Source organism: Microbacterium sp. cx-59 (assembly GCF_020805625.1).
Lineage (GTDB): Bacteria > Actinomycetota > Actinomycetes > Actinomycetales > Microbacteriaceae > Microbacterium.
In genome coordinates this window covers 433,574-451,282 of record NZ_JAJHGO010000007.1, presented here as the reverse complement: position 1 = coordinate 451,282, position 17,709 = coordinate 433,574, and the positions used below count along the sequence as shown (strand labels likewise).

Sequence of the window (17,709 nt, the reverse complement as noted above, 5' to 3'; positions counted from 1 at the left end):
GATCCGCCGTGCGGGGGATCAGCTCTGTGCGGTGAGGAGGTCGGGGTTCTCGTCGTAGAGCTCGGTCAGCAGGCTGAGGTCGAACAGGTCCGTGACGTCCAGGTCGTAGCCGGCGGCGGCGAGGCTCTGGATCGTCTGCTGCTGCAGGTCGTCCGAGATGGTGAAGAGGCCGTTCTCGGCGGTCTCGGCGGAGGTCACGAGCAGTTCGGCCTGCGCCGTCGCGCTCGCGAGAGACCCCTCGAGAGTGAGTCCGAGGTCGGCGCCGTACTGGTCGACCGCCAGGGTCGCGCCCTCGGACGGGTCGGCGACCGCATCCTGCCATCCGAGGATCTCCGCGTGCAGGAAGTCCTTCAGGGCGTCGCGGTGCGCGGCGATGGTCTCGTCGGTCGCCGTCACGACGTGCCCGACGAAGGGCAGGTTGTTGTCGGCGAAGAGCAGGTCGGTGACGGGCGTGCCCGAGAGCTCGATCGTGGTGGACTGGCTCGTCACGAACGCGATCATGCCGTCGACCTCGCCGGTCGTGAGCGGGGCCGGGTCGTACTGGATCGGCACGATGTCGACGTCGGCCTGGTCGATGTCGTTCGCCGCGAGGAACGCGTTGAAGACGGCTCGGTTGGAATCCTGCACGCCGATCTTCTTGCCGACCATCTGCTCGGGCGTGGTGATGTTCGCGCCCTCGGTCAGGGAGGCGATCGTGAAGGGATTCTTCTGGAACGTCGCACCGATGACCTTGAGGGGAGCCGACTCGTTCGCGACCGCAGCGCCCACCGACAGGGCGTCGGTCAGCGACACGTCGGCGGTGCCGCTGAGGAGCTCGGCGATTCCGCTGGAGGGACCGGGGATCAGGTTCACCGCGGAGAACCCGGCGTCTGCGAAGTAGCCCTCGTGCTCGGCGATGAACTCGCCCGACCACTCCTCGTTGAGGATCCAGGCGAGCTGCACGTTGAGTTCGCCGTTGCCGGCGTCGGTTGCCGCGTCGCTCGCGGGGGTCGCGGAGCTCGTGCCGGCGCAGGCGCTCAGGGCGAGGACTCCCGCGGCGAGGATGACGGCCGCGCGGATGCGGGTGAAGGATCGGGATGCCATGACGATTCTCTCTGGTGCGCCGGGTGCGGCCGGTGCCGGTCGCGCTCGGGGGGCGCGTCAGAGTGATCGTATGGAGTAATCATTGATTGCACATGGCAATCACGTTTCGGCGGTGTTACTCCTCGCTGAAGATGACCGGGTCTGGCGCGATCAGCCGCCGAACGCGTACGAGAGCAGCATCCGCGCGCGTCCTTCGCCGTGCACCGACCACCGGTTGCGGATGGCGCCGGGGTGCGCGATCGCGTCGCCGGCAGCGAGAGTCCACGTGCCGTGGCCCTCGATGTCGACGTTGATGGCCCCCTCGATCACGTAGACCGTGAGCTCGCCGTCGGACTGGAACCAGTCGCCCATGTACTGACCGGGCTCGACGATGTACTCCTGCACGGTCGCGTGGCGCGCGGTGCCCGAGGAGAGCACGCGGGTCGTGGCGGAATCCGGGTTGTCGGCGATCGGCACCCAGACGCCCTCATCGTGTCGCGAGACGTGCACGAGCTCGGGTTCTTCGAGCGTGGGCAAGAGCGCCGAAGGCGACAGCTCGAGGGCCTTCGCGAGTCGGTACAGCGTGACCAGCGAGGGCATGGTCTGCCCGCTCTCGATCTGGCTGAGGAACGGCTGGCTGATGTCGGATGCGGTCGCGAGCGCGCGCATCGACAGCTTCTTCGCGGCGCGTGCCTCGCGGATGGCCCGGCCGAGCGAGACGCCGATCTGGGCTTCGCCCGTCGCGGCGGATGCGGTCGCGGCGTCGGAGGGAGTCACGCGCCCACCCTAATCCTGGCCGGCGCAGCCCCCGCACTCACGTGTCGCAATCCGCCCGCCCCGGCGGCAGTTTGCGCCACGTGAGCGGGTGTCTTGTGGGCGGGCGTCGCACTCCGCCCACGTCGACGGTCGAGCGCGCCGCGTGCTTACGTGTCGCAATCGGCCCGCCCCGGCGGCAGTTTGCGCCACGTGAGCGTCGGACCGCTCGGCTTACGTGTCGCAATCGGTCGTGTCGCGCGGCAGTTTGCGCCACGTGAGCGGGGTGTCTCGCGGGCGGGCGTCGCACTCCGCCCACGTCGACGGCCGAGCGCGCCGCGTGCTTACGTGTCGCAATCGGCCCACCCCGGCGGCAGTTTGCGCCACGTGAGCGTCGGACCGCTCGGCTCACGTGTCGCGATCGGTCGTGTCGCGTGGCAGTTTGCGCCACGTGAGCGGGCGTCGGCGGAGCGGGCGTCGGCGGAGCGTCCTCAGCCCGGCGGGGCGCCCTCAGCCGGAGGGCGCGCTCAGCGGGCGCGCTCGGCGGGCGCGCTCAGCCCTGCGTGAGACGCCAGACGCGCTGCCGGGTGAACGGCTGCACGAAGGGCCGGGTGCCGAGCGCTCGCGCGATCGCGTTGCCGATCGCCGGGGCGACCGGGTTGTACGGCGACTCGCTCATCGACTTCGCGCCGAAGGGGCCGACGTCGTCGCTCGTCTCGGCGAAATAGACCTCGGTCTCGGGCACGTCGGCGAACTGCGGCACCCGGTACGTGCGGAAGACGGGGTTCACGACCCGGCCCTGCGGATCGATGAGCACCTCCTCGTACAGGGCGCTGCCGATGCCCTGCGCTGCCCCGCCCTCGACCTGTCCGCGACACTGCGCGGGGTTCATGACGAAACCCGCATCCGCCGACTGGATCGACTGCAGGATCCGCACGGTGCCCGTCGTCGGGTCGACCGCGACGCGGGCGGCGTGCACGTTGAAAGCGAGCGAACGGAGGTCGCCGAGTTCGCTGCCGTCCGCCACCAGTGCGTCACCCTCGCGCTCGTCCGCGGGGGCCGCCGCGACGATCTCCGCGAACGCGACCGTGCGGGCCGGGGTCTCGACGCCGTCGGGGCCGACGACGGCATCGGTCGCATCCGTCTCCGTGAGGGCGGCCGCGACGGTCCGCATCCGCCCCTCGAGGGCCAGGCATGCGGCGTGCAGCGCCTTGCCCGCGACCGTGATTCCGGCCGACGCGAAGGCGCCGGTGTCGTGCGCCACGGCGTCGGTGTCGGCGTTCCAGAGCTCGAGCCGCTCGTGTGGCACGCGGAACACGGATGCGGCGATCTGCCGGTGCACCGTCGTCGTGCCGTTGCCGAACTCGGCCGTGCCGACCCGCAACAGGTAGGTGCCGTCGGGGCGGAGCGCGGCCGAGGTCTGCGCGATGTGACCGCGGGGAGCCATCGTCGCGATCATCGAGGCCGCCATCCCCTCGCCCACGAGCCATCCGTCGGGCGCGTCCACACCGTTTCCGCGGCGGAGCGCGGCCTCGGTCAGGTCGAGGCACTGGTCGAGCCCGTAACTGCCCCAGACCAGGTCTTCTTCGTACTTGTCGGCGTCGGGATGCAGCGGGTCGCCCTCGCGCACCATGTTGATGCGGCGCAGCTCGAACGGGTCGATCCCGAGCTTCTCGGACAGCATGTCCATCGCGGACTCGACGCCGAGGATCACCTGCCCGAGGCCGTAGCCGCGGAACGCGCCCGAGGGCACGTTGTTCGTGTACACGGCCTCCGCGTCGAGTCGTCGGGTCGGGGCGCGGTAGATCGTCGTCGATTCGGCGAGCGAGTGGAACATCACGCCGATCGCGTGGTTGCCGTACGCGCCGGTGTCGCTGAGAAGATCGACGCTGAGCGCGGTGAGGTGCCCGTCGGCGGTCGCGCCGAGGTCGACGGCGACGCGCATCGGATGGCGCACCGACGCCCGATGGAACTGCTCGGTGCGCGAGAACTCGTACGCGACGGGGCGTCCGGTGCGCAGCACCGCGAGGGCGACCAGGTCTTCCGTGAAGATCTCCTGCTTGCCGCCGAACCCGCCGCCCACGCGCGCCGCGTGCACCCGGACCCGGTCGCGGTCGAGCTCGAGGACGCGACTCAGCTCGTCGCGGGTGAGGAACGGCACCTGGGTCGAGGAACGGATCACCAGGCGGCCGTCGTCGTCGAGCCAGCCCACGGCGCCGTGCGTCTCGAGCTGCGCGTGCGTGACGCGCGAGGTCTGCCACGTGCCCGAGACGGTGACCGCGCTCGCCGCGAGCGCCGCATCGACGTCGCCGTGCGTCTCGTGCATCGCCGCGACGACGTTGCGCGACGCGTCGGTGACGCGGTCTTCGGGCGTGCGGTCCGGATGCAGCAGCGGCGCGCCGGGGCGGCGGGACGCATCCGGATCGAACACCGCCGGAAGCACGTCGTAGGTCACCCGGATCGCCCGGCAGGCGGCATCGGCGGCTGCGGCGTTCTCGGCGATCACGGCGGCGACGCGCTGGCCGACGAAGCGGACGGTGTCGTCGAGGATGCGGGTGTCGTCGGGGTCGTCCTCGCGGTGCTCGTGGCGCCCGGTGGAGAACCGCGTGGCGGGAGCGTCATGGTGCGTGAGGATGACGACGACCCCGGGGATCGCGTCGGCCGCGGACGTATCGATCGCGGTGATGCGCGCGTGCGCGTGCGGTGAACCGAGCACCCGCAGCACGAGCGCGCCGGGCACGGGTTCGTCGAAGGTGAACGGCTCCGTGCCCTGCACGACCCGCCGGCCCGCCGCAGGGCGGGCTGAGGTACCCACGCCCTGCCCGCCGGGCGTGTGTGCGGGGGCGGGTGCGGGTGCGGATGCTGGCGCTGTGGCCGTGGCTGCTACCGAGACCGTGTCCCACTTTTCGCGGTGCGTGTCCCCATTTTTGCCGCTATCCGGGTCGGAAAGCGGCAAAAAGTGGGACATGTCGGGGTCCGACAGGCTGGGGTCCGACAGGCTGGGGTCCGACGCGCGGGGGCCCGACACGGCGCGGCCGGTCTCGCGCACCGGGCCGAGCACCGACTCGCGGATCGCGGCGCGGATGGGGCGGTACCCCGTGCAGCGGCACAGGTTTCCCTTCATCCGGCGGTCGAGGTCGTCGAGGTCGTCGGCGCAGAGGGTCGAGGCGGTGACGCTCATGCCCGGCGTGCAGAAGCCGCACTGGAACCCGAAGTTCTCCACGATCGCCTCTTGCACCGGATGCAGCTCGTCACCCGGAGCGAGCCCGGATGCGGTGACGATCGACGCGCCCTCCATGCGGACGGCGGGGATGATGCACGAGTGCACCGGTTCGCCGTCGAGGATCACCGAGCACGCGCCGCAGTCGCCGGCGTCGCAGCCCTTCTTCACCTCGGTGTGGCCGTGCTCGCGCAGCAGCGTGCGCAGGCACTGGCCGGGCGCCGGATCGGCCTCGACGGGCGTCCCGTTGACCTCGAACCTCATGCCGCGTCCTCCTCGAGACTGCGCCGGATGCGTTCCGCCAGCTCGGCGCTCACGGCGCGTCGCCAGTCGGCCTCGCCCAGCGGATCCGTGTAGTAGCCGTCGGCGGCGAGGACGGATGCGGTGAGCGTCGCCGCATCCGGAATCCCCTCGAACCGCAGCACGGTCGGGGTCAACGTCGCCGCCGTGACGACGAAAGTCGTGGTGTCATCCTCGTCGTGGCGGCCGGTCACGACCGCGCCGGACCGGCCGAGCTCGGCGAGGGCGATCTTCCGCAGCAGCGCGCGTGAGCGGAGAGCGGGGGCGGGGATCTCGATCGCGCGCAGTACCTCGCCGCGGGCGAGGACGTTCGTGCCGTTGCCCGAGGGGAGGCTCGCCACGGGCATGCGCCGTTCGCCGCCGTCGGGCGTCCAGATCACGGCCACGCCGTCGAGCGCCACGGTGAACGAGAGAAGCGACCCGGCCGAGAACGTCTGACACAGGTTGCCGCCGACGGTCGCGGTGTTCCAGATCTTGAACGAGGCCAGGAGGGCGTTCGCCGCATCCGGAATCATGCCGATGGCGTGCCAGTCGGGCGGCGGCGACGGCAGGTCGCTCGCGCGGCCTTCGACCCAGGCGAGCAGGCGTGCGATCGTGCAGGTCGCGCCGATGCGGAGGCCCTGCTCGTCGATCTCGAGGTCGGCCCAGCCCATGGTGGTGAGATCCACGAAACCCGTCGTATCGGGTTGCGGTTCACTCATCAGCCAGGTGCCGCCGGCGATGTAGCGCTCGCCCGGCGTCAACGCCAGATCGCCGCGCGTGCGTGCGGCGCGGAAGCTCGTGATGGTGGTGATGTCCACGGCTCTGCCTCGGGATGTTGGTCACATGAACAGGGTGCGTTCAGTGAACCAGGCACGGATTTCGCCTGTGTTTCCTCAGCGTATGCGCGCTGTCGGCGAACGGGCCGCGCCCGCGACAATCCGCGGGCGTAGGCTCGATCGGTGAGCAACAACTCGGAGAACTCGACCACCATGCGCGCCGTCATGCACGACGCTTTCGGCAAGCCCGCCGACGTCCTGCACGTCGCGGAGACTCCGCTGCCCGAGCCCGGCCCCGGCGCCGTGCGCGTGCGCACGCTCCTGTCTCCCATCCACAACCACGACCTCTGGACCGTGCGCGGAACCTACGGCTACAAGCCCGAGCTTCCCGCCCGCGCCGGTACCGAAGCGCTCGGTGTCGTGGATGCGGTCGGTGCGGGCGTCGACACCCTGCAGCCCGGCCAGCGCGTCGTCACCGGCGGCACGTTCGGCGTGTGGGCCGAGTACTTCGTCGCGCCCGCGGCGGGCCTCATCCCGGTGCCCGACGGCATCGACGACGCCGCCGCGTCGCAACTCGTCTCGATGCCGTTCAGTGCGCTCAGCCTGATCGAGTTCCTCGATCTCGAGCCCGGCGACTGGATCGCGCAGAACACCGCGAACGGTGCCGTCGGTCGGCTGGTCGCGCAGCTCGCGGTCGCGCGCGGCCTCAACGTGCTGGGGCTCGTCCGTCGTGACGCGGGTGTGGCAGAGCTCGCAGGTCTCGGCATCGGCAACGTCGTCTCGACCGAGTCCGACGACTGGCGCGAGCGGGCGGCGGCGATCACCCAGGGCGCGCCCATTCGCGCGGGTGTCGACTCCGTCGGCGGGTCCGCCAGCGGCGAAGTGCTGTCGCTTCTCGCCGAGAACGGCACGCTCGTCGCGTTCGGTGCGATGTCGTCTCCGATCATGGAGATCGCCTCGGGAGACGTCATCTTCAAGCAGGCGACCGTCAAGGGATTCTGGGGCAGCAAGGTGAGCTCGTCGATGGAGCCGGCTCGCCGCGCCGCGCTCCTCGGTGAACTCGTCACCCGGGTCGCCGACGGCACGATCACCCTGCCGGTCGCCGCCACGTACTCGTTCGATCAGATCGCGGATGCCGCGAACGCCAACGGCGAAGCCGGTCGCGTGGGCAAGGTGCTGCTGCGCCCCTGACGCGCACCGGTGTTCGGTCGGATGCGGAGCTTCGGCGCCGCATCCGACCGTCATTCTTGGCCGCAGTCCATGAACGCATCGTGAGAGTGTTCTCACGATTGCCCTGTCCGCCATTTGGTGGACAGGAGTGGTGTTACGTTAGCTTCCGTTCCGAACGAGTACTGGGGGTACTGGAACGGGACAACTGGGGGGTTGACCGGGGGAAATGGTCGCGCATGGGGACGCAGACCAACTTTTTTCTGGGGGTTCCCTCGCGATGCGGGGACTCGAGCCCGCACCGCGAGGGAACCAAGAACCCCGCCATCCGGGATCGCCGACAGAGCCGTCCGGTTTCTGCGCAGACGACCCGCGTGAGCGTCTACAGCTCCAGGTCGACAGCCGTCTCGAGCGCCGCCTCGATCGACCGCATCCACCCGTCCTTCAGGGCCGTGTTCTTCTCGTCGTAGAGCGACGATCCGTCGACGAGGTTGCTGGAGCACGCGCACACCATGCCGGCGCGCAGGCCGCGCATCCGGGCGACGATGTAGAGGGCGGATGCCTCCATCTCGACGTTGAGGATCCCCATACGCTGCAGCTGGTCGATCCACTCGGGGGTTTCGGCGTAGAAGGCGTCGTCGCTCACGCTGATGCCGGTGTGCGACCGCGTGCCGGCCGCATCCGCCAGCCGCGCGGAGTGTCCCGCGAGCGCGAGCGTGAGGCCCAGGTCGGGCACGGCCGGGAACCCCTTCGGCAGGTACGCGTCGGTCGTGCCGTCGTTGCGGAAGCTGCCCTCGCTCACGAGCAAGTCGCCCGGCTCGATTCCGGGCTGCACGGCGGCCGAACTGCCGACGCGGATGAAGCTCGTGACTCCGACGCGGGCCAGCTCCTCCACCGCGATCGCGGTCGACGGGCACCCCATGCCGGTGGACGTCGCGGTGATGTGGCGGCCCTTGTAGTAGCCCGTCATCGTGCGGTGCTCGCGGTTGTGCGCGACCTCGCGGACGTCGGTCAGGAACTCGGCGACGAGCGGAACGCGGAACGGATCGCCGGGCAGCAGGGCGACGGATGAGACCTCGCCCGGCGCGATGCCGATGTGGTACTGACGGGCCGTGAGGCCGGCCTGGGATTTGTCGACGGGTGCGGACATAGTCGCTCTCCTTGCGGGTCTGGACGATTCAGATTCGTCGCAGTCCCCGCCCTGACCCGTCGAGGTCATGGTGATAGGACACGCTTCGCCGGCGAGATTAGCACCGCCTGTGTCCTGGGCGGGCGTGGGGCGGGGTGGGGCGCGGTGTGGACGCGGGCGCGGTCGGGCGCGGTCGTGTGGCGCGGGGTCGTCTGGCGCGGTGTGGCGGGGTCGTCTGGTGCGGTCGGTGCAAGCTAACTCCTCCACATCGCGTCGGTTGCTGCGTGTGGGTGCGTCCGGGGTGACTTTTGGAGGAGTTGTCCCGTCGGCTGCGGGGTGGTCTGGTGCGGTGGGTCGCGGTCGCGGTCGCGGGTCGTCTGGTGCGGTCGGCGGAGACTAACTCCTCCACATCGCGTCGGTCGCGGCGTGCGGGCGGGCCCCGGGTGACTTTTGGAGGAGTTATCGCATCGGTTGCGGGGGTGCCGTGCTGAGAGCATCGGCGGGGGTGTGGCGCCGCGAGCGCTGGCGCGGATGCTGCGGGCGCGGACGCCGACGCGGATGCCGCGAACCGCCGCGGCTCGACGCGCGCTGGCCCGGTGCGAGCCGCGCCGCTAGGCGGGTACGACTGAGCAGGACGCGGAGCCGACGGCAGTGGTCGGGGCGCCGAATGCAGCGGCGGAGCCGACGGTGGTGCTCGGCGCGTCCTGGGCGGTGGTCGATGACGCCGCGTCCAGCACCACGCCCGCGGGCGCCGCGGGGCGCCGGTGCAGCGGTCCGCGGAGTTCGCCGAGCGGACGACCCGAGCCGCCGTGCCGCGCGGCCACGATCTCGGCGATGGCGGCGACAGCGGTCTCATCCGGGGTGGCGCCGCCAAGGTCGAGGCCGAGCGGGGAATGGAGGCGGGCGATGTCCGCATCCGGAACTCCGGCGTCTCGCAGCAGGTCCGCGCGACGCGCGACCGTAGACCGGGCACCGAGCGCGCCGACGAAGCCGATCGGCAGTGCCAGCGCGGCCTGAAGCGCAGGGATGTCGAGGCGCACATCGTGGGTGAGGACGACGACCGCGGTGCGCTCATCGATGTCGTCAGGCCCGAGCGCGGCGAGGTACTCGTGCGGCATCCCGGTGTGCAGTTCGTGGGCGTCGGGGAAGCGCTCGGGGGTGACGAGCAGCTCCCACACGTCGCACACGGTGACGGCGAACCCGGCGGACGTCGCGATCCGGCTGAGGGCGGCGGCGTGCTCGCCCGCTCCCATCAGCAGCAGGCGCGGACGCGGCGCCGAGACGACGACCAGGATCGGGGTGCCCGACGCGTCCACGGTGAGTGCGCTCTGGCCGCGGGTGCTCTGCACCGAGGTGTGCGGGGCGGCAGTGTGCTGGCCGGAGGTGAGCTGCACGGTGGGGTTCTGTGCGGGCGTGTTCTGCGGAGCAGCGTCCGGAACGGCGGGGTTCTGGAGGGCGACGATCTCGCCGGCCCGGGGGCCCGCGGCGACGATCCCGACGCTGCTGCGACGGTCGGCGGCGGCGCGCTCGAGCGCGTCGATTGCGACGTGGTCGTCGGGGCGGAGCACGCTGATCACGGCGTCGATCGATCCGCCGCAGGCAAGTCCCGCCGCGAAGGCTTGATCGTCGCTGAAGCCGAAGCTGGCGGCAGTGCCGCTGCGAGTGTCGCCGCTGCGGGCGATGCCGCGGCGACCGCCCCGAGCGATGTCGTCGGACCCGGCGAGCGTGGCGAGCGAGAGCGCGACGGCGTCGGCTTCGACGCATCCGCCCGAGATCGAACCGATCACGCGGGCGTCCCGTGTGACGGCCATCGCCGAGCCGACGCCGCGGGGCGCGCTTCGGGCCACTCCGGTGACGGTGACGGTGGCGACGGTCTCTCCGGCACGCAGCAGCGGCAGCAGGTCGCGGGCGAGTTCGAGCATGCTCACACGCTAATCGCCCTGTGTTTCCTGCGCGCTACGCTGTGCGAACCATGCATCCGGCGCCCTCCGACACCCGTGTCGTCGGGTTGGTGCTGGCGGCCGGGGCGGGCTCGCGATTCGGCGGACCCAAAGGCCTCGCGCGCACCACCGAAGGCGAAGCGTGGGTGGCCCGCGCGGTGCGGACCCTGCGGGACGGCGGATGCGGAACGGTGCTCGTGGCGGTCGGCGCCGCCGCCGACGAGGTCGCGGCGCTCGTGCCGCCGGACGCGACCGTCGTGCGGGCCGAGGATTGGGCGGTGGGGCTTTCCGCGTCGCTTCGCGCGGGCCTGCGGGCGGCGATTCCCGAGCCGGAGGGGGCGGCCGAGCGAGAGCAGGCGGCCGAGCCGGAGCCGGCGGCCGAGCCGGAGGGGGCGGCGGAGCGAGAGCAGGCGACCGGGCCGGAGCGGGATGCGGAGCCGACGCCGAATGCGGCGCCGGAGCAGGCGGCGGAGCCGACGCCGGATGCGGAGCGAGAGCAGGCGGTGGACCGTCGCCGCGAGGCGGTGCCCGCCGAGCGGCGGGTGTCGTACCGCGGCCCGGACGCGGTGCTCGTCGTGACGGTGGATACCCCTGAGCTGCCCGCGTCGGCGGTCGCGCGGGTGATCCGAGCCGGCGGGCGGGGTGACGCTGGTCTGGGCCTCGAATCCGCGCTCGTGCAGGCGGCGTACGCCGGCCGTCCCGGTCACCCCGTGTTGATCGGTCGCGCGCACGTGCCCGCGGTCGTTGCCGCGCTCCGTGGCGATCGCGGCGCAGGCCCGTTCCTCGCTGCGCACGGAGCCGTTGCCGTCGAATGCAGTGACCTCTGGTCGGGCGCGGACGTCGATCGCCGCTGAGCGGGATGGTGCCGACGAGCGGTCGGTGTGCGCGGTCGGCGGCTGCGATGCCGGACGTCCGGTCGTCGTTGCCGGCCTCTCGAGTGCGGTCTCCCACTTGTCCTCCACAGGCCCGATATGTGGGGACTTATACACAGCTGACCGGGAATTTCTCCTGCAACCCGATGTCGGAGGCTCTCTGCAGAATGGAGTCATGGCCCTCACCGCTCTCGACCCGACCGACACGCACCTGGCTGCGCTCGTCCGACTGTCGAGCCATGCCGACGACGTCGCCGGCGCGCTGCTGGCGGACAACGGACCATCGGCGCTCGCCGATCCGGACCTCGTGCAGGCGCTCACGGTTGCCGGCGGCATCCTCCGGCGCGTCGAGTCGATGCTCGTCGAAGTGACGGGCGAGGCGTCGCGGCGCTCCGCCACCGCGGTGAGAGAGGCGCGGCTGACGACGCGGTGGGGGTGCCACGATGTCAGCGAGCTGGTTCAGCGCGCGACGCTCGTCGCCCCTGCGACGGCCGGTCGGTGGCAGCGTGCCGCACGATCCGTTGTTCGCGATGTTTCGCCGTCGACGGGCGAGTGGCTTCCCGCGTCGCTCCCGGCCACGCGAGAGGCGCTCCTCGAGGGGGTGATCGGTGTCGACGGCATCCTGGCGATCGCCGCGCCGCTCGCCGATCTCGACCGCCGGGTGTCCCGCGACGCGGTACTCGACGCGGATGCGGCGCTCGCCGCATCCGCCCGCGGGTGCGGTTCTGATTCGGCGCCGCCCGCCTCTGCCGATCTCCTGCGCTTGCAGGCGGCCGCATGGTCGATGATGCTCGACCAAGACGGTGCGGAGCCGCGCGAGAGTCGGGCGCTTCGCCGCCGGGGCGTGAGCCTGGGTTCCCCGCGGGAGGGGCTCGTGCCCATCCGCGGGGAGCTACTGCCCGAGGTTGCCGCGCAGCTCCAGCGCATCTTCGACGCCCTGTGCTCGCCGCGCGCCGACGACTCTGCGGGTGGCGTGAGGTTTCGACCCGAGGGAGTGGATGCCGGCGATCCCGCCGGCGATCCGCTGGGCGAGCAGTCTGCCGGCGAGACGCGGGCCGACCAGTCCGCCGCCGAGATGCCGGGCGATGAGGTGTGGACGTCCGGCGTGCCGATCGATGACCGCCGGGCGCCGCAGAAGCGTCACGACGCGCTCGCCACCGCGCTGTTCGCGGCAGCGGCCAGCGGAGAACTGCCCACGGTCGGAGGAGCCGCGCCGACCCTGGTCGTCTCGGTGCGAGAAGACGACCTCGTGAGCGGCCGCGGGTGGGCGCACGCTGCCGGCACCGATGAGCCGCTGTCGGTGGCGGCGGCTCGATGGGTGGCGTGCGCGGGTGTCCTGCAGCGTGTGGCGATGAACGGCGAAGGGCGCATTCTCCGACTCGGCACGGAGGAGCGGGTGTTCAACCGCCACCAGCGTCGGGCGATCGCGCTTCGCGACGGCGGATGCCTCACACCCGGATGCGGAGTACCCGCGGCCTGGTGCGAAGTCCATCACGTGACCGAGCACGCACGGGGAGGGTCCACGCACACCGACAACGGGGTGTTGTTGTGCTGGTTTCATCATCGATTCCTCGATGCGAGCGGATGGGAGATCCGTATGAACCGCGGTGTTCCCGAGCTGCGGGCGCCCGGATGGATCGATGCGCAGCGCCGCTGGCGGCGCGTGACGTCTTCGAAGACCAGGCTGGCGGATCGGATCGTCCGGCGGACGTGAGAGGAGGGAGCGGATGTGAGCCGCCGGAGCGGGCGGAGCGAAGGTGCACGGGCGGAGCGAAGGTGCGCGGGCGGAGCGGACGTGCGCGGGTGGAGTGGGCGGAGCGGACCTGCGCCCGCGGAGCGGGCGGAGCGAACGGGGCCGGGCGGAGCATGCGTGCGCGGGGCGAGGAGTGGGGTCCGCCACGTCGCAGTGAGCGGCATGCCGGAACGATGGCTGCCGGCGACGCGCTCATCCACCCTGCCCGGAAAGCTCGTGGGATGGCACGCTGGGTTCATGATCCTCGAGCACGCGATCCTGCCGGTGCGCGCCGGTGCCGCATCCGACTTCGAGGCGGCGTTCGCGGCGGCGCGCCCGCTCATCGCCGCGCAGCCCGGATTCCGGTCGCTGCGACTCTCGCGATCCGTCGAGACGCCGCAGCACTATCTGCTGCTCGTGGAGTGGGATTCCGTGGCGGCGCACACCGAGGGGTTCCGGGAGTCGGCGGCGTACGAGGAATGGAAAGCGCTCCTGCACCACTTCTACGAGCCGTTCCCGGTCGTCGAGCACTTCGTTCCGGTCGACGTCGATGGCGCGCGGGCAGAGTCGTCGTCCGGCGACACTGCCACCCCCGCGCACGCGGCGATCGCGCCCGAAGGAGTGTGACGATGAGCACGATCGACGACGAGCTCGCGGCGCTCCGGAGTCGCGCGTACGGGCCGGCAGCCGACATCTGGTCAGACCCGGCCGCGGTAGCGCGCTTGAAGGAACTGGAGGACGCCGCCCGCCAGGATGCGCTCCCCGGCACCCTGGAGATGCAGGAGCCGGCAGATGACCTCGAGGCGCTCTTCGGTGCGCCCGGATCGGCAACCGTTCCCTCCGGTACGCGCGAACCCGTGGTGCCGCCGCGCCCGCCCCTCCGCGCACCCGTGTCCGTGCCGGTGCAGGCGTCCGCATCCGGGTCCGCGGCCGTGGAGTCTCCCTTCTCCGCCGCGATCGGGCATGCGGCTCTCGCCGAGCCGAGCTCCGCCGGTCCGAACTCCACCGATCCCGTCTCCAGCGATCCGACCGCGAGCAGCCGCCGTGCGGCCCGCGCTGCGATCCGCACGACCGACCGCGCGGACCCTGCAGCCGAGCTCGCCGAGCCGGCAGATTCCGCCGAGCCCGCCGAGCCCGCCGAGCCGGCCGAGCCGCCGCCCGCCCCCGCGCTGAGTCCTCGCATCCGACGCGCGTGGGTCGCCAGCCTCGTCGCGGCGGTCGTGATCACGGCGGGTCTGACGGCGTGGCTGTTCCCCTTCGGTGTTCGGGACAGCGCGCACGTAGACGCGCGGCTGTCGGCGCAGCCCGGAGGCGGTGACTCCGCGGTCACCCGACAGCTCGAGCAGTTCGGGACGCAACGCGACATGACCGCGGCCAACGCGATCTACTTCGGCGAGTACAAGGGGCTCGGGGTCTACGCCGTCGGGGACTGCCTCTATACGGCGATCACCTCCGACAACGACGGAGAGGGGCCGGGGCTGTTTTCCTCCGGATGCGGCGTCGGCCCGTTGCCGGCCACGATGGATGTGTTCCTTCCGGATGAGTCCTCGAACACCCAGTACTACGGGGGCACCTACCCCGCGCAGTTGGCGGAGGAATTTCCGGATGGCGGCATCATCCGCTTCACGCGCAACGGCGACAACGTCCTGGTGACGGAGGCGAAGAACCCGGCGCCGACCGGAGAGCCGAGCTGAACCCGAACGGTACCGTTCAGCTGCGGAGGACGATGTTCTCGGGCTCTTCCCCGCGGAGCAGGTGATCGATCTGGCGGCGAACGAGTCGTGCGATGCGCGGCTGCATGGCCGTCGTCGCCCCACCCACGTGCGGGGCGATGAGAACCCCCGGAAGCGTCCACAGCGGGTGGCCTTCGGGCAGCGGTTCGGGGTCGGTCACGTCGAGTGCCGCACGGATGCGGCCGCGTCGCACGTGGTGCACGAGGGCGTCGGTGTCGATGAGCGGTCCGCGTCCGACGTTCACGATGAGCGCGCCGTCGGGGAGCGCGGCGAGTTCCGCATCCGAGATCACATGCCGGGTGCTGTCGGATCCGGGGAGCGCGATGAAAAGGATCTCGGTGTCGGCGAGCACCGTATGCAGATCGGTGAGGGCGGATACGGCGATGCCGTCCTCGACTCGCTCTCGGGATGCGACCGCCCGAAGCTCCACCTCGAAGGGGGCGAGTCGCGCGGCGATCGCCTTACCGACGCCGCCGTAGCCGAGCACGGTCACGCGGCGATCGGTGAGGCTCTCGGCGAAGACGGGCGTCCACGTGCGGTCGCGCGCGAAGTCATCGAGGTGGCGCTGCACCGCGAGCGCGAGCCCGACGGCGAGTTCGGCGGTCGACGTCTCGTGCACGGTCGCGGCGTTCGCGAAGACGACACCGGCGGGCAGGTGCTCGGCGGCATCCTCGTACCCGATCGACTGACTCTGCACGAGCCGGGTGCGAACGCCCGAGAGGTGCGTCATCACGCTCCGCGCGCTCATATACGGCGGCACCACCAGGTCGATGTTGTCGCGCGGCGCGCTCTGCTGCATATCCCAGACGATCACCTCGACCCCGTTCGGCAGAGGTTCGAGATCGGCGGCGAGTTCGGGCGAGGGGACGGTCACGACGAGGGTGCTCACCCCTCGACGCTAACCCCGCGGGGCGAATCGCGGTGCCGATTGCGGTTCGGTAATCGTCTCACCGGGATCGCTGGCGCGAACGACGACCTGACCCCCGGTGTGGGTAAAACGGAGGACCGCGTTGTCGCCGTGACGTTCGCGCAGCCGCGCCCACCTCACCCCGCTCCCTTCGCCGATCGTGATCTCCGCGAACGCCTCGAAGTCGTCGGCCGTGCATCCGCCCTGAAAGAAGTTGTCGATCTTGACCATGACGCAGTTGCCCGTAGGCGTGTCGCCGGTGCCAGGTGCATGACTGGTGACCACCGTGACGCCGAGGTAGTCCTCGAATCGCGTCACTTCGCCGTCGAAATCGTCGAGGTCCGGCGGAACTCCCAGTTCGCTCGCTTCAGACAGGGTCGCCACCACGGTGGGGTCGTACTGGAGGGCGGCAACGCTGATCGCCGCCCCAGCGACGCCCGCGATCAGCAGCGAGACGATCCAGGTCGCGATCGCACGGGGGCGTCGACGAGAAGCGGGTAAGACCGCGACGGATGCGGCGCTGCCGGCGGTCGCGCGCGTCAACGCATCCGCGCTCGCGTCCTCATCGGGGCGTCCCGAGTAAACTGGATGTGGTTCCGCTGTCGCACCCGGCGCGTGACCCTGACTCGTCGTCGGCTCGCCCGCGTCCGGGGCGACCACTGCCGAGTCACCTGCTGCCGACCTCCGGCGCGCGCGCCGTGTGGCCTCCAATTCTTGCAGGCGCGTCCGCGCGGCCGGGTCGTCGGCGATGTCCGGGTGGGGTCCATACGCGCGCTCGCGCAGCATCGCCAACTCATCATCCGGGGCGATGTTCACCCGCCCAGGATGTTCCACGATTATCGCCGCCCGCAACCCATCCCCGCCGCCCGCGCCTCGCCCCGCCGAGGCGGAGACGAGACGCGGGCGGCGGAACGCGGGCTCAGCCGGCGGCGACGGCGACCTCGTTCGGCTGCACGTCGAGCGTGGTCGTCGCGACGATCTCGCCGGTCGTGAGGTTCACGGCGTGCACCGCGTTCGCGGCGGGCTCGGTGACGTAGGCGATGTCGCCCGACACGACGATGGCCGGATGCGGATCCTGCCATTCGACCGGACCCTCCCAGGCGCCGATCACCGGGTACTCTGCGGTCAGGTCGCCGGTGGCCGGGTCGAGCACGTGGATCGCCCCGTCGGTGCCGAGGACGTACGCGAGGTCGCCCGGGCCGCGTGCGATATCGCGGAAGGTGTATTCGACGCCCTCCGGCAGCGACACGACGTCGAGGGTCTTCGCTTCCGTGTCGATCAGCGTGACGCGGGAGAGCAGGTAGCCCTCCGCATCCGGGTCGTCCTTGTAGTCGCCGACGACGAGCGGGCTCGTCTCGCTGACGTACGCGTTGCCCATGCGTCCGTAGGGCTGATCGGGTGACGCGAGCTTCGTGATCTCGCCGTCCCGGTAGATCAGTGCGCCGTTCTCGCAGCCGAACACGACGGCTTCGTTGGCGGCCGTGCCCTCGCCGTGCACGCCGGGGCAGTCGGCGCTGGTCGCGAGGACCGTGCCGTCCGCGCCCGTGACGGAGATCCCGGTGCGACCGTCGGCGTTTCCGACGGTCGTCAGAAAGGTGCCGTCCTCGAGCATGACCGAGACGCCGTGGTGCGCCTCGACGCCCGGCACCGTGGTGCTCGGCGGCAGCACGTCGTCGGCGTTCGCGAAATCGGACGTGTCGACGATCGTCGTGTCGCTCGTGCCGTCGGCGTACATGAGCGTCTTGCCGCCGTGACGCACGACGTGTCCGGGCGCCTCGGCGGCGAAGATCTGATCGGTGAGCGACGGGGCGGATGCGGCCGCCGCGCCCGTGTCGAGCACCTGGAACCCCTCGCTCATCATCACGAGAACGTGACTGCCGTCGCCGGCGGCGCTCAGCCGGGTGAACTCCTCGGACGGCAGATCGGCGACGGTGTCGAGGCTCGCACCGTCGAGCACGAGGATGCCGCCGGCGTAGCTGATCGCGAGACGTTCGACGCCGGCCGACGCATCCGCCGATGCGCTGTCGGTGGGGGTGCCGGATGCGGGGGAGCACGCGGCGAGTGCCGCGACGGCCGTGAGGCTCAGCGCGATCAGGCCCGCGCGGGCCAGGGGGGTGCGATGCATGGAGGGGGTGC

The 17,709-nt window shown here is 71.3% G+C and carries 14 protein-coding genes; 5 read left to right on the top strand and 9 right to left on the bottom strand.

Going from position 1 to position 17,709, the window contains the following annotated elements; all coding sequences use genetic code 11:
- Nucleotides 1-18 precede the first annotated feature (18 nt).
- The 4 genes from LMI96_RS09590 to LMI96_RS09575 all read right to left on the bottom strand — a co-directional run bounded on the left by LMI96_RS09590 (nucleotide 19) and on the right by LMI96_RS09575 (nucleotide 6,135).
- Nucleotides 19-1,083 (bottom strand): ABC transporter substrate-binding protein, encoded by a 1,065-nt coding sequence (locus LMI96_RS09590; protein WP_223722144.1) that lies wholly within the window; start codon nucleotides 1,081-1,083, stop codon nucleotides 19-21.
- 150 nt (nucleotides 1,084-1,233) lie between these two features.
- A complete protein-coding gene (locus LMI96_RS09585; RefSeq protein ID WP_228361344.1) occupies nucleotides 1,234-1,839 on the bottom strand; it encodes a helix-turn-helix transcriptional regulator in 606 nt (201 codons plus the stop codon).
- 529 nt (nucleotides 1,840-2,368) lie between these two features.
- Nucleotides 2,369-5,299 carry a molybdopterin cofactor-binding domain-containing protein gene (locus LMI96_RS09580; RefSeq protein WP_228361343.1) on the bottom strand — a complete coding sequence of 977 codons (2,931 nt, stop codon included), beginning with the start codon at nucleotides 5,297-5,299 and terminating at the stop codon, nucleotides 2,369-2,371.
- Nucleotides 5,296-6,135 (bottom strand): FAD binding domain-containing protein, encoded by an 840-nt coding sequence (locus LMI96_RS09575; protein WP_228361342.1) that lies wholly within the window; start codon nucleotides 6,133-6,135, stop codon nucleotides 5,296-5,298. The genes LMI96_RS09580 and LMI96_RS09575 overlap by 4 nt, the downstream gene beginning before the upstream one ends.
- 171 nt (nucleotides 6,136-6,306) lie before the next feature.
- Between LMI96_RS09575 and LMI96_RS09570 the strand changes: the two genes are divergently transcribed.
- Nucleotides 6,307-7,284: a zinc-binding dehydrogenase gene (locus LMI96_RS09570; RefSeq protein ID WP_228361469.1), complete on the top strand. Its 978-nt coding sequence runs from the start codon at nucleotides 6,307-6,309 to the stop codon at nucleotides 7,282-7,284.
- Nucleotides 7,285-7,642: 358 nt separating this feature from the next.
- Here the strand turns inward: LMI96_RS09570 and LMI96_RS09565 are convergent, their stop codons facing one another.
- Nucleotides 7,643-8,410, bottom strand: coding sequence for a nucleoside phosphorylase (locus tag LMI96_RS09565; protein ID WP_223722148.1), 768 nt, complete (start codon nucleotides 8,408-8,410; stop codon nucleotides 7,643-7,645).
- A 590-nt stretch (nucleotides 8,411-9,000) separates the two neighbouring features.
- A complete protein-coding gene (locus LMI96_RS09560) occupies nucleotides 9,001-10,311 on the bottom strand; it encodes an XdhC family protein (RefSeq protein ID WP_228361341.1) in 1,311 nt (436 codons plus the stop codon).
- 50 nt (nucleotides 10,312-10,361) lie between these two features.
- Here LMI96_RS09560 and LMI96_RS09555 point away from each other — a divergent pair, with 50 nt between their 5' ends.
- From LMI96_RS09555 to LMI96_RS09540, 4 genes are all read left to right on the top strand, one after another.
- On the top strand, nucleotides 10,362-11,183 hold the full coding sequence (locus tag LMI96_RS09555; protein ID WP_228361340.1) for an NTP transferase domain-containing protein: 822 nt from the start codon (nucleotides 10,362-10,364) through the stop codon (nucleotides 11,181-11,183).
- A 193-nt stretch (nucleotides 11,184-11,376) separates the two neighbouring features.
- The gene (locus LMI96_RS09550) at nucleotides 11,377-12,915 is read left to right on the top strand and encodes an HNH endonuclease signature motif containing protein (RefSeq protein ID WP_228361339.1); all 1,539 of its coding nucleotides are present in this window, start codon (nucleotides 11,377-11,379) and stop codon (nucleotides 12,913-12,915) included.
- Between the two features lie 276 nt (nucleotides 12,916-13,191).
- Complete coding sequence (locus tag LMI96_RS09545; RefSeq protein WP_228361337.1) at nucleotides 13,192-13,560, top strand: antibiotic biosynthesis monooxygenase; 369 nt, start codon at nucleotides 13,192-13,194, stop codon at nucleotides 13,558-13,560.
- A 2-nt stretch (nucleotides 13,561-13,562) separates the two neighbouring features.
- Nucleotides 13,563-14,627 (top strand): hypothetical protein, encoded by a 1,065-nt coding sequence (locus LMI96_RS09540; protein WP_228361336.1) that lies wholly within the window; start codon nucleotides 13,563-13,565, stop codon nucleotides 14,625-14,627.
- A gap of 16 nt (nucleotides 14,628-14,643) precedes the next feature.
- Here LMI96_RS09540 and LMI96_RS09535 read toward each other — a convergent pair whose 3' ends face one another.
- The 3 genes from LMI96_RS09535 to aztD form a co-directional block, all read right to left on the bottom strand.
- Nucleotides 14,644-15,555 (bottom strand): 2-hydroxyacid dehydrogenase, encoded by a 912-nt coding sequence (locus LMI96_RS09535; RefSeq protein ID WP_228361335.1) that lies wholly within the window; start codon nucleotides 15,553-15,555, stop codon nucleotides 14,644-14,646.
- Between the two features lie 9 nt (nucleotides 15,556-15,564).
- On the bottom strand, nucleotides 15,565-16,116 hold the full coding sequence (locus LMI96_RS09530; RefSeq protein WP_228361333.1) for a hypothetical protein: 552 nt from the start codon (nucleotides 16,114-16,116) through the stop codon (nucleotides 15,565-15,567).
- A gap of 376 nt (nucleotides 16,117-16,492) precedes the next feature.
- Complete coding sequence (aztD, locus tag LMI96_RS09525) at nucleotides 16,493-17,698, bottom strand: zinc metallochaperone AztD (RefSeq protein ID WP_228361332.1); 1,206 nt, start codon at nucleotides 17,696-17,698, stop codon at nucleotides 16,493-16,495.
- Nucleotides 17,699-17,709: the final 11 nt, after the last annotated feature.